Source organism: Azohydromonas sediminis, from assembly GCF_003574675.1.
Classification (GTDB): Bacteria; Pseudomonadota; Gammaproteobacteria; order Burkholderiales; family Burkholderiaceae_C; genus Calidifontimicrobium; species Calidifontimicrobium sediminis.
The window spans coordinates 24,316-46,081 of sequence record NZ_QOAZ01000024.1 but is presented as its reverse complement, the minus strand read 5'-3'; the positions used below and the strand labels follow the sequence as shown (position 1 = coordinate 46,081).

The 21,766-nt window shown below is 71.1% G+C and carries 19 protein-coding genes; 14 read left to right on the top strand and 5 right to left on the bottom strand.

Annotated features, from left to right (window positions below; genetic code table 11):
- Positions 1 to 118: 118 nt before the first annotated feature.
- From urtA to DRV96_RS12690, 8 genes are read left to right on the top strand one after another with little or no spacing between them, the layout of a single operon-like run.
- Positions 119 to 1,378: an urea ABC transporter substrate-binding protein gene (urtA, locus tag DRV96_RS12725; RefSeq protein ID WP_119291654.1), complete on the top strand. Its 1,260-nt coding sequence runs from the start codon at positions 119 to 121 to the stop codon at positions 1,376 to 1,378.
- 30 nt (positions 1,379 to 1,408) lie between these two features.
- Entirely contained in the window at positions 1,409 to 2,323 is a 915-nt protein-coding gene (gene urtB / locus DRV96_RS12720; RefSeq protein ID WP_119291652.1) for an urea ABC transporter permease subunit UrtB, read from the top strand.
- A 21-nt stretch (positions 2,324 to 2,344) separates the two neighbouring features.
- Positions 2,345 to 3,553, top strand: a complete 1,209-nt coding sequence (gene urtC, locus DRV96_RS12715) for an urea ABC transporter permease subunit UrtC (RefSeq protein ID WP_119291650.1) — start codon at positions 2,345 to 2,347, stop codon at positions 3,551 to 3,553.
- A 10-nt stretch (positions 3,554 to 3,563) separates the two neighbouring features.
- Positions 3,564 to 4,307, top strand: a complete 744-nt coding sequence (urtD, locus tag DRV96_RS12710; RefSeq protein ID WP_119291647.1) for an urea ABC transporter ATP-binding protein UrtD — start codon at positions 3,564 to 3,566, stop codon at positions 4,305 to 4,307.
- Positions 4,308 to 4,320: 13 nt separating this feature from the next.
- Positions 4,321 to 5,010 (top strand): urea ABC transporter ATP-binding subunit UrtE, encoded by a 690-nt coding sequence (urtE, locus tag DRV96_RS12705; protein WP_119291645.1) that lies wholly within the window; start codon positions 4,321 to 4,323, stop codon positions 5,008 to 5,010.
- Between the two features lie 25 nt (positions 5,011 to 5,035).
- Positions 5,036 to 6,265 carry a formamidase gene (gene fmdA / locus DRV96_RS12700; protein ID WP_119291643.1) on the top strand — a complete coding sequence of 410 codons (1,230 nt, stop codon included), beginning with the start codon at positions 5,036 to 5,038 and terminating at the stop codon, positions 6,263 to 6,265.
- A 13-nt stretch (positions 6,266 to 6,278) separates the two neighbouring features.
- Entirely contained in the window at positions 6,279 to 6,620 is a 342-nt protein-coding gene (locus DRV96_RS12695; protein ID WP_119291641.1) for an FmdB family zinc ribbon protein, read from the top strand.
- A gap of 59 nt (positions 6,621 to 6,679) precedes the next feature.
- On the top strand, positions 6,680 to 8,302 hold the full coding sequence (locus DRV96_RS12690) for a sigma-54-dependent Fis family transcriptional regulator (RefSeq protein ID WP_119291639.1): 1,623 nt from the start codon (positions 6,680 to 6,682) through the stop codon (positions 8,300 to 8,302).
- 69 nt (positions 8,303 to 8,371) lie between these two features.
- Here the strand turns inward: DRV96_RS12690 and DRV96_RS12685 are convergent, their stop codons facing one another.
- Positions 8,372 to 10,516, bottom strand: coding sequence for a dehydrogenase (locus DRV96_RS12685; protein WP_210757040.1), 2,145 nt, complete (start codon positions 10,514 to 10,516; stop codon positions 8,372 to 8,374).
- A gap of 65 nt (positions 10,517 to 10,581) precedes the next feature.
- On the opposite strand from DRV96_RS12685, the gene DRV96_RS12680 reads away from it, so the two are divergent.
- From DRV96_RS12680 to DRV96_RS12655, 6 genes are all read left to right on the top strand, one after another.
- On the top strand, positions 10,582 to 11,994 hold the full coding sequence (locus DRV96_RS12680; RefSeq protein ID WP_235823388.1) for an iron-containing alcohol dehydrogenase: 1,413 nt from the start codon (positions 10,582 to 10,584) through the stop codon (positions 11,992 to 11,994).
- On the top strand, positions 11,991 to 13,475 hold the full coding sequence (locus tag DRV96_RS12675; protein WP_119291637.1) for a DUF2867 domain-containing protein: 1,485 nt from the start codon (positions 11,991 to 11,993) through the stop codon (positions 13,473 to 13,475). The genes DRV96_RS12680 and DRV96_RS12675 overlap by 4 nt, the downstream gene beginning before the upstream one ends.
- A 384-nt stretch (positions 13,476 to 13,859) precedes the next feature.
- Complete coding sequence (locus DRV96_RS12670) at positions 13,860 to 14,753, top strand: sulfurtransferase (RefSeq protein WP_119291635.1); 894 nt, start codon at positions 13,860 to 13,862, stop codon at positions 14,751 to 14,753.
- A 39-nt stretch (positions 14,754 to 14,792) separates the two neighbouring features.
- Complete coding sequence (locus DRV96_RS12665) at positions 14,793 to 15,344, top strand: OsmC family protein (protein WP_119291633.1); 552 nt, start codon at positions 14,793 to 14,795, stop codon at positions 15,342 to 15,344.
- A gap of 5 nt (positions 15,345 to 15,349) precedes the next feature.
- Positions 15,350 to 16,576, top strand: coding sequence for an acyl-CoA dehydrogenase family protein (locus DRV96_RS12660; RefSeq protein ID WP_119291674.1), 1,227 nt, complete (start codon positions 15,350 to 15,352; stop codon positions 16,574 to 16,576).
- Complete coding sequence (locus tag DRV96_RS12655; protein WP_119291631.1) at positions 16,573 to 17,982, top strand: FAD-dependent oxidoreductase; 1,410 nt, start codon at positions 16,573 to 16,575, stop codon at positions 17,980 to 17,982. Before DRV96_RS12660 ends, DRV96_RS12655 begins: the two co-directional genes overlap by 4 nt.
- 48 nt (positions 17,983 to 18,030) lie before the next feature.
- On the opposite strand, the gene DRV96_RS12650 is transcribed toward DRV96_RS12655, so the two are convergent.
- The 4 genes from DRV96_RS12650 to cynS form a co-directional block, all read right to left on the bottom strand.
- Complete coding sequence (locus DRV96_RS12650) at positions 18,031 to 19,356, bottom strand: TRAP transporter large permease (RefSeq protein WP_119291629.1); 1,326 nt, start codon at positions 19,354 to 19,356, stop codon at positions 18,031 to 18,033.
- On the bottom strand, positions 19,353 to 19,916 hold the full coding sequence (locus DRV96_RS12645) for a TRAP transporter small permease subunit (protein ID WP_119291627.1): 564 nt from the start codon (positions 19,914 to 19,916) through the stop codon (positions 19,353 to 19,355). Before DRV96_RS12645 ends, DRV96_RS12650 begins: the two co-directional genes overlap by 4 nt.
- A 7-nt stretch (positions 19,917 to 19,923) precedes the next feature.
- Entirely contained in the window at positions 19,924 to 21,012 is a 1,089-nt protein-coding gene (locus DRV96_RS12640; RefSeq protein WP_119291625.1) for a TRAP transporter substrate-binding protein, read from the bottom strand.
- 270 nt (positions 21,013 to 21,282) lie between these two features.
- On the bottom strand, positions 21,283 to 21,726 hold the full coding sequence (gene cynS, locus DRV96_RS12635; RefSeq protein ID WP_119291622.1) for a cyanase: 444 nt from the start codon (positions 21,724 to 21,726) through the stop codon (positions 21,283 to 21,285).
- Positions 21,727 to 21,766: the final 40 nt, after the last annotated feature.

The following is a 21,766-nucleotide window of genomic DNA, read 5'->3' as shown; positions in this document are numbered from 1 at the left end:
TTCGGCCTACCGCCATCGACGCCTACGCTGCTCCCCAATGTGGCGTTCACGATGCACCGGGGAGGTGCCCCACGTCGAGCGCGCCACGACCCGCCACGTCACCCCAGGAGAGTCCACCATGAACGACCCCGTACGCCACGCTTTCGAGATGCTCCGGCGCCGCCGCCTGCTGCAGGGGGCCGCCGCACTCCCGCTCGTGGGACTGTCGCCGCGCACGCTCGCGCAGCAGTTCCCGACCGCCAAAGTCAACACCACGCGGCTGGCGGTGACCGACACCGAGGTCACCGTGGGACAGCTGCACTCGGCCACCGGCACGATGGCGATCAGCGAAACCGGTTCGATCCAGGCCGAGCAGCTGGCGATCGATCAGATCAACGCCGCCGGCGGCGTGCTCGGCCGGCGCATCCGCGTGATCAAGGAAGACGGCGCCAGCGATTGGCCCACCTTTGCCGAGAAGAGCAAGAAGCTGCTCGTCAACGACCGCGTCGCCGCCGTGTTCGGCTGCTGGACCAGCGCCTCGCGCAAGGCGGTGCTGCCGATCTTCGAAAAGGAGAACGGCATGCTGTACTACCCGACGTTCTACGAGGGTCTCGAGCAGAGCAAGAACGTCATCTACACCGGCCAGGAAGCGACCCAGCAGATCCTCTGGGGCCTGGACTGGGCGGCCCAGGAGAAGAAGGCCAAGACCTTCTTCCTGATCGGCAGCGACTACATCTGGCCGCGCACCAGCAACAAGATCGCGCGCGCCCACATCGAGCGCGTCGCCAAGCTGGGCCGCGTCGTCGGCGAAGAGTACTTCCCGCTCGGACACACCAACTTCAACTCGCTGATCAACAAGATCAAGGTCGCCAAGCCCGACTGCATATACGCCATCGTCGTCGGCGGTTCCAACGTCGCCTTCTACAAGCAGCTCAAGGCGGCGGGCATCACGTCGGACAGGCAGTTCTTGCTGACGATCTCGGTCACCGAGGACGAGCTGCTGGGCATCGGCGGCGAGAACGCCGCGGGCTTCTTCGCCTGCATGAAGTACTTCCAGAGCCTCGACAACCCGAACAACAAGAAGTTCGTCGAAGCCTTCAAGGCCAAGTACGGACCCAAGTCGGTCATCGGCGACGTGACCCAGGCCGCCTACCTCGGCCCGTGGCTGTGGAAGTTCGCGGTCGAGAAAGCCGGCAGCTTCGACGTCGACAAGGTCGCAGCCGCCAGCCCGGGCATCGAATTCAAGGAGGCGCCCGAGGGTTACGTGAAGATCCACGAGAACCACCACCTGTGGAGCAAGGCGCGCATCGGCCAGATCCTGCCCGACGGCCAGTTCAAGGTCGTCGCCGAGAGCCCGAACCTGATCGAGCCGAACCCCTTCCCGAAGGGCTACCAGTAAGCCGCCAGGCGGTCACCAGGAGGCGCGGCGATGTCGCTGTCGGAGATGCTCAACATCGGGCTCATGCAGGGCTTCGCCGGGCTGAGCCTGTTCTCGGTGCTGCTGCTGATGGGACTCGGCCTGGCCATCATCTTCGGTCAGATGGGTGTCATCAACATGGCACACGGCGAGTTCATGGCCATCGGGGCCTACACCGTGTTCCTCGGTTCGACGCTGACCGAGACCTGGGCTCCGGGTCTGATGCAGGCCTACTTCCCGCTGGCGATCCTCGCGGCGTTCGCCTTCGCGTTCGCGGCGGGCTGGCTGGCCGAGTGGGCGCTGATCCGGCACCTGTACCGGCGCCCGCTGGACACGCTGCTGGCCACCTGGGGGCTGAGCCTGGCGCTGCAGCAAGCGTTCCGCTCCTTCATCGGTCCGAAAGAAGTCAGCCCCACGCTGCCCGACTGGCTGATGGGCTCGTGGTCGCCGGTCGAGGGGCTCGACATTCCCCGCAACGGCCTGTTCGTGCTCGCGCTGACGGCCACCGTCACCGTGCTGGTGATGGTCGCGCTGTACCGCAGCCGCTGGGGCCTGCGCGTACGCGCCACCGTCAGCAACCGCCCGATGGCCGGCGCGGTGGGCATCGACACGCGGCGTACCGATCGCATGACGTTCGCCATCGGCTGCGGCATCGCCGGCATCGCCGGCGCGGCCTTCACGACGATCGGCTCGACCGGCCCGACCTCGGGCTCGCTGTACATCGTCGACGCGTTCCTGGTCGTCACCTTCGGCGGCGCCGCCAGCCTGCTGGGCACCGTCGCGTCGGCCTTCGCGATCGCACAGACGCAGTCGATCAGCGAGTTCTTCCTCACCGGCTCGATGGCCAAGGTGCTCACGCTCTCGATGATCGTGCTGATCCTGATGGTGCGACCGCAGGGCCTGTTCGCGGCCAAGGTGAGACGCTGACGACCTCCTGAGGACCCACCCATGAACACTCTTAGCCTGTGGATCCGCCGGCCCGGCGTCGGCAGCGTCGCACTGCTCGCGCTGCTGCTGCTCGTGCTGTTGCCGGTCACCCTCGACGTCTTCCGCCTCAACCTCGTCGGCAAGTACCTCGCTTACGCCTTCGTCGCGGTCGGTCTGGTCATCCTGTGGGGATGGGGCGGCATCCTCAGCCTCGGCCAGGGCGTGTTCTTCGGCCTCGGCGGCTATGCCATGGCGATGTTCCTCAAGCTCGAGGCGAGCGACCCCGAAAGCACGAAGATCCAGTCGACGCCGGGTATTCCGGACTTCATGGACTGGAACCAGGTCACGTCGCTGCCGTGGTTCTGGCAGCCCTTCGAAAGCCTGCCGTTCGCACTCGTCGCGGTCGTGCTGGTGCCCGTCGCGCTGGCCTTCGTGCTCGGCTACGCGATGTTCAAGCGCCGTGTCGGCGGGGTGTACTTCGCGATCATCACGCAGGCGGTCGCGCTGATCCTGACCGTGCTGATCATCGGCCAGCAGGGCTACACCGGCGGTGTCAACGGCATCACCGACCTGAAGACGCTGGCCGGCTGGGACATCCGCACCGACGCGGCCAAGGTCACGCTGTACTACGTCTGCGCAGGACTGCTGCTGGGCTGCATCGTGCTGTGCCTGTGGATCCAGCGCAGCAAGTTCGGTACGCTGCTTCTGGCGATGCGCGACCGCGAGGACCGGGTGCGCTTCTCCGGCTACGACGTGGCGATGTTCAAGGTCGCCGCGTTCTGCCTGGCGGCGGCGCTGGCCGGCATCGGCGGGGCGCTGTTCACGCTGCAGGTCGGGTTCATGTCGCCGTCGTTCGTCGGCATCGTGCCCTCGATCGAGATGGTGATCTGCGCGGCCGTCGGCGGCCGCATGAGCCTCGTGGGCGCGGTCTACGGGTCGCTGCTGGTCAATGCCGGCAAGACGCTGTTCTCCGAGACCTTCCCCGACCTGTGGCTGTTCCTGATGGCGGCGCTGTTCATCGGCGTGACGATGGCCTTCCCGAACGGACTCGCCGGGCTGATCGCGAGCCACGTCAAGCCCTGGTGGCAGCGCCGGCATGCCGCCGTGCCGAAAGCAACGCACAGTGAAGCCGCAGCGCGCATCGACGCGGCGTCGGGGAGGCCAGCGGCAACCGCCCCCACGGCGACCGCGGGCTCGGTGGCGGGCCCGCTGGGCGGCCTGAAGGCCTGAGGACCCTGCGATGAGCAACACCGACTTCGCGCTCGCCGTCGAGGATCTGAGCGTCTCGTTCGACGGTTTCAAGGCCATCGACGGCCTGACGCTGTACGTGGACCGCAACGAGCTGCGCGTGATCATCGGCCCGAACGGTGCCGGCAAGACGACGCTGCTGGACCTGATCTGCGGGCGCACGCGCCCCAGCAGCGGCAGCATCAAGTTCAAGAACGAAGAGATGTCGCAGCTCCCGGAGCACACGCGGGTGCGCAAGGGGATCGGACGCAAGTTCCAGACGCCGTCGATCTACGAGAACCTGACCGTCTTCCAGAACCTGGAGGTGTCGTTCCCGCGCGGCCGTTCGGTGCTCGGCGCGCTGTTCTTCCGCTGCGACGCCGAGGTGCGCGAGCGCGTGCAGGCGGTTGCCGCCGAGATCGGGCTCGCCGACCTGCTCGACCTCGAGGCCGGCCTGCTCAGCCATGGCCAGAAGCAGTGGCTCGAGATCGGCATGCTGCTGATGCAGGAGCCGGAGCTGCTGATGCTCGACGAGCCGATCGCGGGCATGAGCGCGCGCGAGCGCGAGCTCACGGCCGACCTGCTGCAGCGCATCTGCACCGAGCGCGCCGTGATCGTGATCGAGCACGACATGGACTTCGTCAAGCGCATCGCGCACAAGGTGACCGTCATGCACCAGGGCCGCATCCTCGCCGAAGGGCCGATGGAGAAAGTGCAGAACGACCCGCGCGTGATCGACGTCTACCTCGGCCACTGAAAGGGACGCTGCGATGCTGGACGTCAAGGATCTCGTCGTCGCCTACGGCCAGAGCCAGGCGCTGCATGGCATCACCTTCACCGCCGCGCGGCGCGAGACGGTGGCCGTGCTGGGGCGCAACGGCATGGGCAAGACGACGCTGTTCAAGGCGCTGATGGGTCTGCTGCCCGTCAAGGCCGGCCGCGTGCTCGTCGACGGGCGGGATCTCACGCAGGAGCCGAGCCACCGCCGCGTCGCCGCCGGTCTGGCCTACGTGCCTCAGGGCCGCATGATCTTTCCGACGCTGACGGTCGAGGAAAACATCCAGACCGGGCTCGAGAATGCCGCCGTCAAGCGCGTGCCCGACGAGATCTACGCGCTGTTCCCGGTGCTGTGGGACATGCGCCGGCGCAAGGGCGGCAACCTCTCGGGTGGCCAGCAGCAGCAGCTGGCGATCGCCCGCGCGCTGGTCACCGAGCCCAAGGTGCTGCTGCTCGACGAGCCCACCGAGGGCATCCAGCCGTCGATCATCAAAGACATCGCGAAAGCGCTCAACGAGATCCGCAAGACGCGCGAGCTGACGATCGTCGTCAGCGAGCAGGTGCTGAGCTTCGCGATGGACGTGGCCGATCGGCTGTTCGTCATCGAAGGCGGCCGCTTCGTGCACGAAACCGCGCGCGCCGACACCGACGTCGCGCACATCAAGAGCTACCTCTCCGTGTGAGCCCACCCCGAACCAGGAGCACGCCATGCCCGACACCCTGATCAAGGTCGACCTGAAGCAGTCCCCCTACGAGAACGAGAAGGTGCACAACCGCTGGCACCCCGACATCCCGATGGCCTGCTGGGTCCAGCCGGGTGACGAGTTCATCCTCGAAACCTACGACTGGACCGGCGGCTACATCCAGAACAACGACAGTGCCGACGACGTCCGCGATGTCGACCTGACGACGGTGCACTTCCTCTCCGGACCGGTGGGCGTCAAAGGCGCGGAACCGGGCGACCTGCTGGTCGTGGACCTGCTCGATGTCGGCGCCAAACCCGACAGCCTGTGGGGCTTCAACGGCTTCTTCAGCAAGAAGAATGGCGGCGGCTTCCTCACCGACCACTTCCCGCAGGCGCAGAAGTCGATCTGGGACTTCCACGGCCTGTACACCACCAGCCGCCACGTGCCGAACGTGCGCTTCGCCGGCCTGATCCACCCTGGGCTGATCGGCTGCCTGCCCGACCGCCGGCTGCTGCAGACCTGGAACGAGCGCGAGGTCGGCTTCATCGCCACCAACCCGACGCGGGTGCCGCCGCTGGCCAACCCGCCGTTCGCCAAGACCGCCCACGCCGGCGCGGCCCGGGGCGACGTCCGGGACCGGATCGCCGCCGAGGGCGCGCGCACCGTGCCGCCGCGCGAGCACGGCGGCAACTGCGACATCAAGGACCTCAGCCGCGGCTCGCGGATCTACTTCCCCGTCTACGTCGACGGCGCCGGGCTGTCGGTGGGCGACCTGCACTTCAGCCAGGGCGACGGCGAGATCACCTTCTGCGGCGCGATCGAGATGGCCGGCTGGGTGCACATGCGCGTGGAGCTGATCAAGGGCGGCGTGGCCAAGTACGGCATCAAGAACCCGATCTTCAGGCCCAGCCCGATCACGCCGACCTACAACGACTGGCTGATCTTCGAGGGCATCTCGGTCGACGAGCACGGCCAGCAGCACTACCTCGACGTCCACGTGGCCTACCGCCAGGCCTGCCTGAACGCGATCGAGTACCTGACGAAGTTCGGCTACTCGCGCGCCCAGGCCTACGCCATCCTCGGCACGGCGCCGGTGCAGGGCCACATCAGCGGCGTGGTCGACATCCCCAACGCCTGCGCCACGCTGTGGCTGCCGACGCAGATCTTCGACTTCGACATCCGCCCCAGCGCGAGCGGGCCGGTCAGGGCTGTCACGCCAGGCATCGAGGTGCCGCTGTCGCCCGACCTCTGACGGGAGCCGCCGCATGCCGACCTACGACTACGCCTGCCCGGCCTGCGGTGGATTCGACGCGCTGCGCCCCTATGCGCAGCGCGACGAGCCAGCCACCTGTCCCGATTGCGGCACACCGTCGCCGCGCGTGCTCGCGGCGATGCCGCGCCTGGCCTGCCTGCCCGAGACGATGCGCCGCGCGATGCAGATCAACGAGCGCGCGGCCCACGAGCCGCAGTCGTCGGCCGGCTACACGCGGCTGGCGCATCCGGCCGGGTGCGGCTGCTGTGCACCGGGCCGGGCTCGCGCAACGCGGCGCCTGCCCGATGGCAGCAAGGCCATCGTCGGGCGGCGGCCTTGGATGATCAGTCACTGAGCGACCCCCTCTCGGCGCGACGCCGGCGCCCTGGCCGGCTTCTTGCAGGGCTGGGGCGCATGCCCGCCGCGCCGACCGCCCCCGAACTGTGCGCCCCCGATTGGCGCACGCAGGAGCTGCTGCTGCTGTCGCAGGTCGTGCGCGCGATCGGCAAGAGCCTCGCACCCGAAACGGTGCTGCGCGAGATGCTGCACCTGATGTCGGAGCTGCTGGGCCTGAACCGCGGGCGCATCGTGCTGATCGACGGACTCGACCTGACGGCACCCGTGCCGCGCCGCCGTGGTGACGCGTTCGGCACCGCGTCGATCCGCTACGCCTACGGGCTGACGCGCGACGAGGCTGCGCGCGGGCGCTACCGCCCCGGCGAGGGCGTCACCGGCCGCGTGCTCGCGACGAGCCAGCCGGCCGTCGTGCAGGACGTCGACGCCGAGCCGGCGTTCCTGTTTCGCGCCGTCGCGCGCGCGCGGCTGCCGCCCGAGACGGTGGCCTTCATCGCGCTGCCGATCGAGGTCGACGGCCAGACGATCGGCGTGCTCGCGTGCCACCGCATCCGAAGTCGCCAGCGCCAGCTTGCCGACGACGTGGCGGTGCTGCAGATCCTGGCCACGCTGGCCGGCCAGCTGCTGCAACTGCAGCAGCACGTCGCGGCGCGCACGCGCACGCTCGAAGAGCGCAACGCGCTGCTGACGCGCGCGCTCGAGAGCGCCGCGGCGCGCTACGGCATCGTCGGCACGTCACCGGCGCTGCTGCACGCGCTCGGCGAGCTCGAGCGCGTGTCGTCGGCCACCGCGAGCGTGCTGCTGCTCGGCGAGTCGGGCACCGGCAAGGAGCTGTTCGCACGCGCGCTGCACCTGGCCAGCCCGCGGCGAGACGCGCCGTTCGTCAAGGTCAACTGCGCGGCGATCCCCGAGACGCTGTTCGAGAGCGAGCTGTTCGGCCACGAGAAGGGCGCCTTCACCGGCGCGCACGCCGCGCGCGCCGGCTGGTTCGAGCAGGCCGACCGCGGCACGATCTTCCTCGACGAGGTCGGCGAGCTGCCGCTGGCGATGCAGACCAAGCTGCTGCGCACGCTGCAGGAAGGCACGATCGTGCGCCTGGGCGGCCAGCGCGAGATCCCGGTCGACGTGCGACTGGTCGCCGCCACCAACCGCGAGCTCGAGCACGAAGTCGCCGCCGGGCGCTTCCGCCGCGACCTGTACTACCGCCTCAACGTGATCCCGATCCGCCTGCCGGCGCTGCGCGAGCGGCGCGAGGACGTCGCGACGCTCGCGCTGCACTTCCTCAGCCGCGCGAACCAGGCGCACCAGCGCAACGTGCACCTCGCGCCGGCCGCACTCGAGCGGCTGGCCGCGCACGACTGGCCGGGCAACATCCGCGAGCTCGGCAACGTGATCGAGCGGCTCGTGCTGCTCGCCGAGCACCCGACCGTCACGGCGGCCGACCTCGCGCGCTTCCTGCCGGCCGCGCCGCCGCCTGCCGTCGCGGCGCAGGCACCACCGCCGACCGCCGCCGCGTCGCCGATCGTGCGCGACTACCTGCGACGCGACTCGCACAGCGCGCAGGAACTGGCCGCCGCGCTCGCACGCCACGGCGGCAACCAGTCGCGCGCAGCGCAGTCGCTCGGGCTGACGCCGCGGCAGTTCGCCTACCGCTGGCGCAAGCTGCAGCCCCCGCGCGCGTGAACCGCGGCGCTCAGCACCAGTGCCACCACCCCAGCGCGCAGCACTCGATCTCGAAGCGCGCGACGACGCTCACCGCCGCGGCTGTTCGACGGTGCGCCGCCGCACCGCTGGCGCGCGGGTCGCCTGCGGCAACGTCGTCGCGGCCTTGGCGGCCTTTGCGGCGCGCGGCTGCCGGGCGGCGCGCGCCGCGTTCGCCGCGCGCGCGGCCAGCGCCAGCTCGCGCACGCGGGCGATCTGCTCGTCGGTGATCACGCCGTGCACGCCGCTGATCGCAGCGAGCTTCATGCCGTGCTTCAGGCCCAGCTTGTAGATCTCGCGCACCTTTTCCCACTCGATGTGGCGGCCGACCGTGAAGTTCTCGAAGCGACCCTCGAGCGCGAGCACGATCGTCTCGGCCAGGCACGCGTAGGTCACGCCCGGCGGCAGGCCGATGTTCTTCATCTTCGGTTCGCCGGGCAGCTGGATCTCGCCCGACTCGATCACGAGCACGTCGGGGCGCTTGACGACTTCCTCGGGCGGCAGGTCGAGCGGGCGCGCGACGTCGGTGATCACGCAGCCGGGCTTGACCTTCATGATGTCGAGCACCTTCTGGCCCGCGCCCGACGTCGCGGTGACGATCATGTCCATCTCGCCGATGTGGCGGTCGGTGCGCGCAGCCAGATGCACGGTGGCGCCGGGGCTCTCCTTCAGGATCGACTCCTTGAGCGCGAGCAGCTTGGCCGTCTCGGGCGAGACGAGGTAGATCTGTTCGGCCGCGCGCGCGAGCAGCCGCGCGCACGCCGCACCGATCGAGCCGGTGGCGCCGACGACCATCGCCTTGAACTTCACGCGCGCGTCGCCGTCGGGCGGCGGCAGCAGCGCCAGCCGCCGCAGCGCGTCGTGCGCGGCCCACAGCGCGGCCGACGCGCTGTAGCTGTTGCCGGTCGTGATCGGCAGCGGCGCGCGCCGCGCGACGGTGACGCCGGCGTCGCCGACGATCTTCGTGAAGGCACCGAGCCCCATGATCTGCGCGCCGAGCTTCCTGGCCATTTCGGCCGCGGCGAGCAGGCGCTTGTAGGTGAACTCGGGCGGGTGGCTCATGATCTCGTGCGGCGTGCCGCCGACGCTGATCAGCCAGCCCTCGGCCTCGACGCCGGTCGGGCTCTTGATGCCCGTCACCGTCGAGTAGACGAACGGCGGCGCGTAGGCCAGCACCTTCTCGAGCGTGTCCATGAACAGCGGCGGCGAGACCTGCGACAGGATCTCGACCGGCTTGACGACCTTGAAGTACTCCTGCGACAGCGGATGGATCACGAACGCGAAGCGGTTGACGCGCTTGAAGCCATTCGGGTACAGGATGCGCGGCGCGAGCTGCAGCTCGGCGAGGATCTCGAGCAGGTCGTCCTCGACGATCTGCTGCGGCGGCTTGCGCCGCACCGCGACGATCATCGCGTGCAGCAGGTCGGGCGCGACGACGTGGCCGCCGATCACCGGCGCGCCGTCGATCACCATCTGCACGCCCTTCTTCGCCAGCGCGGCCAGCCGCTTGTCGCTGACGGTCGAGGTCACGACCGTCTTGCCCGCCAGTTCCTGCAGCCCGAAGCCGTCGAGCTCGTGCACCGGCGCGACGACGACGGTGCACTTGTGCAGCGCGTGGCGCAGCACGTGCCGGCTCCACTGCGCCAGCAGCGGCGCCGGCGTCAGCCGCGGCGGCACCCACTCGGCCACCAGGTGCGCGCCGGTGGCGTACAGCTGCAGCGCGTCGAGCGAGCCGAGCAGCTTCGGCACACCGAGCTGCAGCACCGGGTCGGCGAAGCGCAGGTTCTCGGTGTACTCCGACATCGTCTGCGCGAGCTTGCGGCTCGCGAGCCCCGAGAAGAACAGCACGCGCGCGTTGTCGAAGTAGTGGCCGAGCTCGGCCTGCGCGTGGCGCACCGCCCATTCCTGCAGGATGTCGGCCAGCCGGCCGCCGGCGGTCACCGGTGTGGTCTCGGCCGCGGCGGCGAGCCGCTCGGCGTGGTGGTCGGCGCGCGCGCCGAGCCCGTCGCTGTCCTTGACCAGGCCGACGCCGATCGCCGCGGCCTGCCCGTCCCACTGCTTGACCAGCTTGAGCGCGCGGGCGATGCTGCCGTTGGTGCCGATGCGCCTGACCGTCAGGCGCTGCCCCAGGAAGCGCGTCGTGAACTCGAAGTCCTGCTGGCTCGAGCCCAGACTGATGCCGACGACCGTCTTCATACACTTGCCCTCGTGAGCGCCGCAAGGCGCAGCCCCCAGCCTCACCGCGACGACGGAGAACGACCTTGATCAGCCACACCCTCACCGACCTCGCCCGCGCGACGGGGCTGCCGGTCCTCAAGCGCGCGGCCGGGGCCGTGACGCGGCTGGTGCCGATCCCGCAGCCTCTGCTGATGGTAGGCCCGGGCGCCGCCGAACGGTTGGCCGCCGCGATCGGCGATTTCGGTCACCGCCGGCTGCTCGTCGTCACCGACGCGATGATCGTGCGGCTCGGGCTGCTGGCGCCCCTCACCGCCGCGCTCGAGCGCAGTGGCACCGCGTTCGACGTGTTCGACGAGGTCGAGCCCGACGCGCCGATCCCCGTCGTCGAGCGCGGGCTGCTCGCGCTGCGGCGCCACCGCTGCGACGCCGTGCTCGCGGTGGGTGGCGGCTCGGTGATCGACGCGGCCAAGGTCATCGCGCTGGCGGCGACCAACACGAAGGCGCTGCGCGACCTCGCGGGCTACTTCCGCGGCCTGCACGGCCCGCTGCCGGTCTACGCGGTGCCGACCACCGCCGGCACCGGCTCCGAGGTCACGGTGGCCGCCGTGATCTCCGACCCCGACGCGCAGCGCAAGCTGGTGGTGGCCGACACGCGCCTCGTGCCCGACATGGCCGCGCTCGACCCGACGCTGATGACCGGCCTGCCGCCGGCGGTGACGGCCGCCACCGGGATGGACGCGCTGACGCACGCGATCGAGGCCTACATCAGCCAGTGGGCGACGCCGGCCACCGACCGCCTCGCACTGGCCGCGGTGGGCATGGTGTTCGAGCACCTGCCGCGCGCGTGCGAGCACGGCGACGACCTGCACGCGCGCGAGCGCATGGCGCTGGCATCGACCTACGCCGGCATGGCGTTCACGCGCGCCAACGTCGGCAACGTGCATGCGATCGCGCACCAGCTCGGCGCGCGCTACCACACGCCCCACGGGCTGGCCAACGCGATCGTGCTGCCGCACGTGCTGCGCTTCGCGCTCGAGCCGGCCGCCGCGCGGCTGGCCGCGCTGGCGCGGCGCATCGGCGTGGCCGGCGACGACGGCGACGTTGCGGCGCAGGCGGCGCGCTTCGTCGACGCGGTGCAGGCGCTCGGCGACCGCGTCGGCATCCCGCGCACGCTGGCGGCACTGCGCGACGACGACATCCCGGCGCTCGCGCAGGCCGCGTGCCGCGAGGCCGACCTGAACTACCCGGTGCCGCGCGTGATGAGCCGCGACGACTGCGAAGCGCTGCTGCGCCAGGTGCTGCCGGGCGCCGACGCGCCGGCAGCGCGTCGGCGCGCGGCCATGAAGTCGGCCGCCAAGACCGCAGCGCCGTCGAAGGCTGCAAAGTCCACGAAGGCCACGGGCGCGGCCACGGCGGCCGCCGCCACGAAGACGACGCCGCGCCGCACGGTGCCGCCGGCCGCGCGCCGCTCGCGTGCCCCGGCGGTTGCCCGGTGACATCGGTCGCCGTCCCGGCGCGCGTGCTGGTGCTCGGCGCCAGCGGCTACATCGGCAGCCACCTGGTGCCGCGTCTGGTCGCGCGCGGCCATGCGGTGCGCGCCGCGGCGCGGCGCGTCGACGCACTCGAGGCGCGCGGCTGGCGCGGTGTCGAGACGGTGGCCGCCGACGCACTCGACCCCGCGGGCCTCGACCGGGCGCTGGCCGGCGTCGACGTCGCGTACTACCTCGTGCACTCAATGGCCGCCGGCGCCGACTTCCCGCGGCTGGACCGCGAGGCGGCAGTGAACTTCCGCGACGCCGCCGCGCGCGCCGGCGTCAAGCGCATCGTCTACCTCGGCGGGCTGCAGCCGGCCGGTGCCGGGTCGGCGCACCTGGCTTCGCGCGGCGAGACCGGCGAACTGCTGCGCGCCGGCGCGGTGCCGGTCACCGAGCTGCGCGCGGGCATCGTGATCGGCCCCGGCTCGGCGGCGTTCGAGGTCATCCGCGACCTCGTGTTCCACCTGCCGGTGATGGTCACGCCGACCTGGGTGCGCTCGCGCTCGCAGCCGATCGCACTCGACGACGTGCTCGAGTACCTGCTGCGCGTGCCGCAGCTACCGCAGACCGCCGGCCAGGTCTACGACGTCGGCGGCCCCGAGGTGCTGACCTACGAGCAGCTGATGCGCGAGTTCGCGCGCCAGGTCGGGCGCCGGCCGCTGATCGTGCCGGTGCCGGTGCTCACGCCGAAGCTGTCGTCGTACTGGCTCGACCTCGTCACGGCGGTGCCGGCCAACGTCGCGCGCGCGCTGATCGAGGGCCTCGGCCACGACGTGCTCGCCGACGACGCGGCGATCCGCGCGCTGATCCCGCTCGAACTGCACCGCTGCGGCGGCGCGATCGCCGCGGCGCTGGCCGCCGAGCGCGCGGCGCCCGAGCCGGGCGACGCCGGCCAGCGCTGGGTCGAGGGCTCGATGCTGTACCGCCGCGAGCGCGCCGACTTCGCGTACTACGCCAAGCGCATGACGGCGCACGCCGTGGCCGCCGCGTCGCCCGAGGCCGTGTGGCGCGAAGTCGAGGGCATCGGCGGCGAGCACGGCTACTACTTCCTGAACGCGCTGTGGTCGGCGCGCGGCGCGATCGACTGCTCGTTGGGGGGCAGCGGGCTGCGCCGTGGCCGGCGCGACCCGCAGCGCCTCGCGGTCGGCGACACGGTCGACTTCTGGCGCGTCGTCGCGCTCGAGCCGCCGCAGCGGCTGATGCTGCTGGCCGAGATGAAGCTGCCCGGCGCGGCAGCGCTGGGCTTCGAGGTGCGCGCGCTCGCCCCCCGGCGCACGCGCATCGACGTGACGGCCTACTTCCACCCGGCCGGCGCGCCGGGGCTCGCGTACTGGCACGCGCTGCTGCCGGCGCACGCGGTGATCTTCCCCGGGCTGGCGCGCGCGATCGCAGCGCGCGCCGAAGCGGCCGAGCGCGGCGGTGGTGCCGCGGCGTCGGCCTGACCGCCGCATCGCTGCCCGCCTCGATCGGGCCGTCGCCGGCTCATGGCGGGGCGGCAAGCGCTGCGTGCCCGCGCGCAACGTGTCTTCGCAGAGCAACCCGGCGGCTCTCGGCTCGACGCGCGCCCGCGCGGGCGCACGGCGCGTTGTCGCCACGGCCGCTGTCGGCTCACGCACGCGCAGGTCGATACGTGCGCTGTCGACAGACCTCGACACATTGTCGACAACGTGTCCGCCAGGGCGGGCCTACGCGGCGCTTGCAGTGCTCGCGAACACCGCGCACTGCGTGCCGCGACAACGACTTACGCCGCCCGCACGATCGCGTGAAGGCGTGGCACGGCGGTTGCGTTGAGCTGCGCCGTCCCCTCAACCCCGGAGTGCTGCACCATGGCCACGACCCCCGTACTGATCTCGCCCGCCGAACTGCAGACGATGATGGCCACCGAGCCCGTCGTCGTGATCGACACGCGCGATCCCGAGGCGTACGCCACCGGCCACCTGCCCGGCGCGGTGAACCTGCGCGAGATCTTCACTTATCTCGCGACCTCGACCGCCGAGGGCCTGCAGGCGCTGAAGAGCACGTTCGCCGCGCACTTCGGCGCCGTGGGCCTGTCGGGCGCCGAGACGGCGGTGTTCTACGAGGACGCGCTGAACAACGGCTACGGCCAGTCGTGCCGCGGCTACTTTCTGCTGACCTGGCTCGGCTACCCGAAGATCCGCGTGCTCGACGGCGGCATCAGCGCGTGGAAGGCCGACGGCCTGCCGACATCGACCGAGGCCGTGACGCCGAAGCCGGCCACGTTCCCGGCCGGCCTCGCCGGCGCCGACGTGATGCTGACGAAAGACGACGTGAAGGCCGCGCTCGGGCGCAGCGACGTCACGCTGCTCGACGTGCGCGACGTCGACGAGTGGACCGGCGAGAGCTCGTCGCCCTACGGCCGCGACTTCGCGCCGCGCAAGGGCCGCCTGCCGGGCGCGAAGTGGATCGAGTGGTACCGCTTCATGAAGCCGGGCCCGCACGGCCCGCAGTTCAAGTCGCCGCTCGAGGTGCAGGCCGAGTGCGCGACGGCCGGCATCGCGCCCGACGACACCGTCTACCTCTACTGCTTCAAGGGCGCGCGCGCGTCGAACACGTTCCTCGCGCTCAAGCAGGCTGGCTTCAGTGACGTGCGCATGTACTTCGGCTCGTGGAACGAGTGGTCGCGCGACCCGTCGCTGCCGATCGATGCCACGCCACCGCTCGTCACCAAGGCGCCGTCCGCGATGGCGATGGCCGCCTGAGATTCTTCGCACCCTCCCGACCCACCCCCAGGAGATTTCATGTCCGCCGTGCTCGAACCGACCACCGTCAAGACCTACCTGCGCCCGATCGACCGCGACGGGTTGATGGCCTTCGCCGAGAAGGGCCGCGCCAACCCGAACGCGCGCAGCACGAACAAGGTGCACACCGTCTGCGAGGGGCAGTACCGCACGCTGAGCTACGTCGGCGACCACGCACCCGTCGTCGTCGACGAGCCGCTGCACCTGTTCGGCCAGAACACGGCACCGGCGCCCGGCGAAATCGTGCTGTCGGCGCTCGGCGGCTGCCTCGCGGTGGGCATCACCGCGGTGGCGACGTGGAAGCAGGTCCGGCTGAGCAGGCTCGAGCTGTTCCTCGAGGCCGACATCGGCAACCCTGCCGCGTGGGGCGCCGGCGGCGCCGAGAAACTGCCGCCCGAGATGGGTTTCCAGGCGATCCGCGTCAAGGTCGTCGTCGAGGGCGACGCGCCGCGCGACGTGCTCGACGACATCGTGCAGCGGGCCAACTACTTCTCGCCGGTGGCCAATACGATGCGCAACCCGGTGCCGATGACGATCGCGCTCGCGGAGTGACGACGATGGCCGCCGTGCTCGAACCCACCACGGCGGCCCCGGTCGCCGCGCCTGCCGCTGCGCGGGTCGCCACGCTCGACGCCCTGCCACCGCCGCTCGACGGCGACGCACTGATCGCCGCGGTGCGGCGCGTGGCAGACGGGCCGCTGGCCGCGATCGCCGATGCCGTCGACCGCCGGGGCACGTATCCCGAGGCGGTGCTGCGTGAGCTCGGCCGGCTCGGCGCCTTGCAGTGCCACCACGCCGACCGCGGCCTGCCCGGCGCCTCGGCCGACTACGGCCTCGCGATCCGCGCGATGGCCGAGGTCTCGCGCGTGTGCGGCGCGACCGGCTTCATGACCTGGTGCCACATGGTCTGCGGCCTGTACATGGAGCAGTCGGGCAACCCGGCGCTCGGCGGCGAGGTGCTGCGCCGGCACGGCCGCGCGCTGACGATGGGCGCCACCGGGATGAGCAACCCGATGAAGTCGTTCGCCGGCATCGAGCCCTTCCTGCTGCGCGCGACGCCCGACGGCGACGGCTACCGCGTCAGCGGCACGCTGCCGTGGGTCAGCAACCTCGGCGACGACCACTACTTCGGCGTCGTCGCGCCGGTGGTGGCCGCCGACGGCACGCCGGCGACGACCGACGGCGCGCCGCACGAGATCATGTTCCTCGTCCACTGTGACGCCGACGGCGTCGAGCGCCGCGACTGCCCGAGCTTCTCGGCGATGGAGGGCACCAACACCTGGGCCGTGCGCCTTTCGAACTACCGCGTCGGCCCCGAGCGGCTGCTCGCCGACCCGGCGCGCCCGTACATCGCGCGCATCCGCGGCGCCTTCGTGCTGCTGCAGGCCGGCATGGCGGTGGGCATCACGCAAGGCGCGATCGACTCGATGTGGGCGGTCGAACCGCAGCTCGGCCACGTCAACCGCTTCCTCGACGACCGCCCCGACGCGCTGCAGGCCGAGCTCGACGCGCTGACCGCGCGCGTGATGGCGCTCGCCCGCGACCCGTTCGAGACCGACCCCGAGTTCTTCATCGACGTCCTGGACGCGCGTGCGCACGGTGCCGAGCTGTCGCTGCGCGCGGCACAGTCCGCACTGCTGCACGCCGGCGCGCGCGGCTACCTGATGAGCTCGCCGGTGCAGCGCCGCGTGCGCGAGAGCCACTTCGTCGCGATCGTGACGCCGGCGATCAAGCACCTGCGCAAGGAGATCGCGCGGCTGTCGACACCGCCGATGCCGGCATGAGCGCGACCACGCCACCGGTCGCGCTGCCGGCGTCCAACGACGCGGCGTTCCGCCAGTTCATCTGCCGCGCCTGCGGCTACGTCTACGACGAGGCCCAGGGCGACCCCGACGGCGGCCTGCCGCCGGGCACGCGCTTCGCGGACATTCCCGACGACTGGGCCTGCCCGCTGTGCGGTGTGACGAAGGCCGACTTCGAGCCTTACGTCGCGCCGGCGCTGCCGCGTGCCGCGGCGCCGGTCGCGCACGCCGGCCGCGGCCGGCACGACCCGGGGGTCGTCATCGTCGGCGGCGGGCGCGCCGGCTGGCAGGTCGCTCAGGCACTGCGCGAGCGCGACGCCGCGCTGCCGATCACGCTGGTTGCCGCGTGCAGCGCCGACCTGTACGACAAGCCGACGCTGTCGGTCGCGATCGCACGCGGGCTGGAGCCGCAGCGCATCGTGCGCGAGCGCGCCGCCGATGCTGCGAAGCGGCTGGACGTGAAGCTCGTGACCGAGGCGATCGCGGTGCGCATCGACCCCGTCGCGCGCACGCTGCGCACGACGCGCGGCACGCTGCGCTGGCGCAAGCTCGTGCTCGCGCACGGCGCGGCGCCGCGCCTGCCCGCCGCGCTGCCGCCGCAGCAGGTCTGGCGCGTCAACGACCTCGCGGCCTACCAGCGGCTACGCGACGCGCTCGCGCCGCGGCCGCAGCGCGTCGTGATCGTCGGCGCGGGTCTCGTCGGCTGCGAGCTCGCGAACGACCTCGCGCTCGGCGGGCACGCGGTCACGCTGCTCGACGTGCAGCCGCGGCCGCTCGCCGCGCTGCTGCCCGAAGTCGCGTCGCAGCGGCTGCTCGCCGCGTGGGCGGCGCTGCCGATCACGTTCGTCGGCGGCGTGCAGGTGGCCGGCGTCGAGCCGCTCGCAGACGGCACGCGCCGCGTCGCGCTCGCCGACGGCCGCGCGTTCGGCGCCGACCACGTCGTCGCCGCGACAGGACTGGCCGCACCCGATCGCCTCGCGCGCAGCGCGGAGCTCGCGTTCGACGAGCGCTGCGGCGGCGTCGTCGTCGAGCCGGCGACGCTGCGCACTGCCCACCCCGACATCCACGCGCTCGGCGACTGCGTCGCCGTCGGCGGGCAGGCGAGCCGCTTCATCGAGCCAATCGGCCGCCAGGCGCGCGCGATCGCGGCGGCGATCGCCGGCGACGACGATCCGCTGTCGGCCTACGTCCCGCAATCGGTACCGCTGCGCGTGAAGACGACGTCGCTACCGATCACGGTGCACGGCGCGATCGGCGGCGACGGCGACTGGCGCGTCGTCGCCGACACGCCGCGCGAGTTGCGCATGCAGCGCGTCGGTGCCGCCGGCACCGTGATCGCGACGCTGGTCGCGACCGCACCGGCGGCGGTGCTGCCCCGCGCCGCCTGAACGGCACGCAAGCACGATGGCGCCCCCGGGCGGTGGCGCCGCCTGCCGCTACCAGCCGATCGCCTTCGGCAGCCAGGTGGCGATGCCGGGGAAGGCGAACACCAGCGCGACGCCGATCAGCTGCAGCGCGACGAACGGCATCACGCCGAGGTACAGGTGCCGCGTCGTCACCTGTGGCGGCGCGACGCCTTTGAGGAAGAACAGCGCCCAGCCGAACGGCGGCGTCAGGAAGCTGGTCTGCAGCATCACGGTGACCATCATCGCGAGCCACACGGGGTCGACTCCCGCGGCGGCGAAGATCGGCAGGAACAGCGGCACCGCGATGTAGCTGATTTCGATCCACTCGAGGAAGAAGCCGAGCACGAAGATCAGCGCGAGCATGAACGCGATGTCGGCGCTGGTGCCGCCGGGCAGGAATTCGAAAAGGTCCTCGATCAGCTGCTCGCCGTGCAAGCCGCGGAACGCGAGGCCGAAGACCTGCGCGCAGATCAGGATGAACAGCACCATCGCCGAGATGCGCAGCGTGCCCTGCATCACTTCGCGCAGCACCTGCAGGCTCAGCCGCCGCGCGCCGGCCACCACCACGATGGCACCGAGCGCGCCCATCGACGCGGCCTCGGTCGGCGCCGCGACGCCGCCGATGATCGAACCGAGCACCGCGAACACGAGCGCCAGCGGGGGCAGCGCGACCTTCGTCGCACGCAGCCACAGTTGGCCCATGGGCAGTGCGTCGCGCTCGGCCTTCGGCACTGGCGGCATCGCGGCGGGACGCAGCATCCCGTAGATCACGATCCACGCGCAGTACAGGCCGGCGAGCATCAGGCCCGGGAAGACGGCGGCGGCGAACAGCGTACCGACCGACTGCTGCATGATGTCCGACAGCAGGATCAGCACCAGGCTCGGCGGGATGATCTGCCCGAGCGTGCCCGACGCGCAGATCGCACCGCACGCGACGCCGGGGTCGTAGCCGCGGCGCAGCAGCGACGGCAGCGTCAGCAGCCCGAGCGTGATCACGGTCGCGCCGACGATGCCGGTGGTCGCACCCATGAGCACGCCCACGCCGATGATGCCCAGCGCCATGCCGCCGCGCAGAGCGCCGGCGAGGTGGCCAATGACGTCGAGCAGGTCCTCGGCGAGCTTCGACTTCTCGAGCATCACGCCCATGAAGACGAACAGCGGGATCGCGAGCCACTGGTAGTTCGCGGCGACGCCGTAGATGCGCGCCGGCAGCAGCCCGAACAGCGTTTCGCCGAAGCCGAGGAAGCCGAACACGAAGCCGCTCGCCGCCAGCGTGATGCCCACCGGCACGCCGAGCATCAGCAGCGCGAAGAAGCCGCCGAGCAGGCCGAGCGCGAGCCACTCCTGCGGCGTCATGACCGCCCCGCGCGCGCGAGCCGCAACGCCGCCGTCACCCCCTGCGCCGCGGCCTGCAGCCCGAACAGGCCGAAGCCCAGCGGGATCAGCGCCTTCAGCAGCCAGCGGTGCGTGAGGCCGCCGGGGTCGGGCGAGATCTCGCCTATGGCGTAGCTCTGCTGCACGTAGGGCATCGAGTAGCGGATCACGAGCACCGCGAGCGCCACCGCAAGCAGCGCCGACAGCAGATCGACCGCGGCACGCCCGCGCGGCGCCATGCGCGCGTAGAACACGTCGACGCGCACGTGGTCGCCCTTGAGCAGGGCGTACGTCATGCCGAACAGCACCAGCGGCGCGAGCAGGTGCCACTCGAGCTCCTGCGCCCACACCGAGCCGATGCTGAACGCATAGCGCAGCAGCACGTTGGTGGCCATCAGCAGCACTATGGCCAGCGTGAGCCACGCTGCGCCACGGCCCAGGAGGTCGACGGCGCGCTCGACGGCGGCGACGAAGCCGTTGTCCGGCCCGCGCAGCGGCGCGCCGCCCTCCGGCGTCGTGCCGGCAGGAGGCTGGTCGTTCATCGGGGGGTCAGGCCGTCAGAACCTTCTCGTGGTACTGCCCTTCGCTGTACATGGCCCAGGCGTCGTACTTCTTCTTGTAGGCCATGTACGAGTCGTGCACCTTCTTGGTGAGCGGGTCCTTGGCCGCGGCCTCGGCGAGCACGTCGTTGGTGACTTCGCGCATCCGCTTGAGCACCGACTCGGGCAGCGGGCGCGCGATGACGCCCTGGTTCTTGATCAGGTCGTCCATCGCCTCGGCGTTGTTGCGCTGGCACCAGGCCTCGCTGATCACGTTGCACGCGGCGCAGGCGTTCTCGACGATCGCCTTCAGGTCGGCGGGCAGGCGGTCCCACGCGGCCTTGTTGATCAGCAGCTCCGACACCGTCGCGCTCTCGTGCCACCCGGTCGTGTAGTAGTACTTGGCCGCCTTGTGCAGGCCGAGGCGCCGGTCGAGGAACGGGCCGACGAACTCGGCCGCGTCGATCACGCCGCGCTCGAGTGCCGGGAAGATCTCGCCAGCCGGCAGCAGCTTGACGTCGACGCCGAGCGCCGCATAGACGCGACCCGCGAGACCGGGGATGCGCATCTTCAGGCCCTTGAAGTCGTCGATGCCGCGCACCTCTTTCTTGAACCAGCCGGTCATCTGCACGCCGGTGTTGCCGCACGCCAGGCCCTTGAGCCCGAACGGCGCGTAGACCTCGTCGTAAAGCGCCTGGCCGCCGCCGTCGTAGAGCCAGCCGTTGATGCCCTGGAAGTTGAGCCCGAACGGCACCGCAGTGAAGTACTGCGCCGCCGCCGTCTTGCCGGTCCAGAAGTAGGCGTTGGCGTGGTTCATCTCGACGGTGCCGGCGCGCACGGCGTCGAAGCCCTCGAGCGCCGGTATCAGCTCGCCAGCGCCGAAGACCTGGATCTTGATGCGGCCGTTGGACATGGCCTCGATGCGCCGCGCGAGGTCGGTCGCGCTGCCGGGGCCTTCCATGTAGAACGGCGAGCCCTTGCCGTAGGCGCTCGTCATCTTCCAGTTGAAGGTCTGCTGCGCGTGCGCGACGGCCGGTGCGGCGAGCGCGCCCGCAAGGCCGGCCTGCAGGGCACGGCGGCGTCCGATCGAAGGGGTCATGGTCATCCTCGTCGTGGAGTGAAGCAATGCGAGAGACGATGTCAGCAAAGCGCGTGCCCGGCGATCGCGCGCGCCGGGGAAGAGGGCGCTACAGCCCGAGGCCGCCGAGCCAAGGATGGTCGTCGGGGCAGCGCTGCGCCTCGCCCATCGACGACTGCAGAGACAACGCGAACGCGGTGAAGCCGCTGGGCCCGCGGGGTTGACCCCCGTCGCGCAGCGGCGTGGGGGCGAACCCGGCGACACTGACGACGCGCGCGAAGCGCGTCGTCGTCAGTAGGTCTTGTACGGCAGGAACTTGCCCGACATCGTGATCGACACGCGGTCGCCGGCCGGGTTCGGCTCGCGCTTCAAATCCATCTTGAAGTCGATCGCACTCATGATGCCGTCGCCGAACTCCTCGTGGATCAGCTCCTTGAACGTCGTGCCGTAGACGTTGACGAGCTCGTAGAAGCGGTAGATCAGCGGGTCGGTCGGCACCGCGGTCGGCAGCGACCCCTTGTACGGCACGACCATCAGCCACTTCTTTTCGTCGGGTGTGAGGCCGAAGATCTCGGCGACGACGTCGGCCTGCTCGGCGTTGAGCGTCATCTGGCCGAGGCACGCGGCCGTGACCCACTCCTTGCTCAAGCCGACCTTGGCGGCGACGTCGGCCCACTTCAGGCCCTTCGCCACCTTGGTGGCGACGATCTTTTCGGTGACTTCGAGACGGCTCATCGGGTTCTCTCCTTCGGTCCTCGTGACGGGGATGGGGATG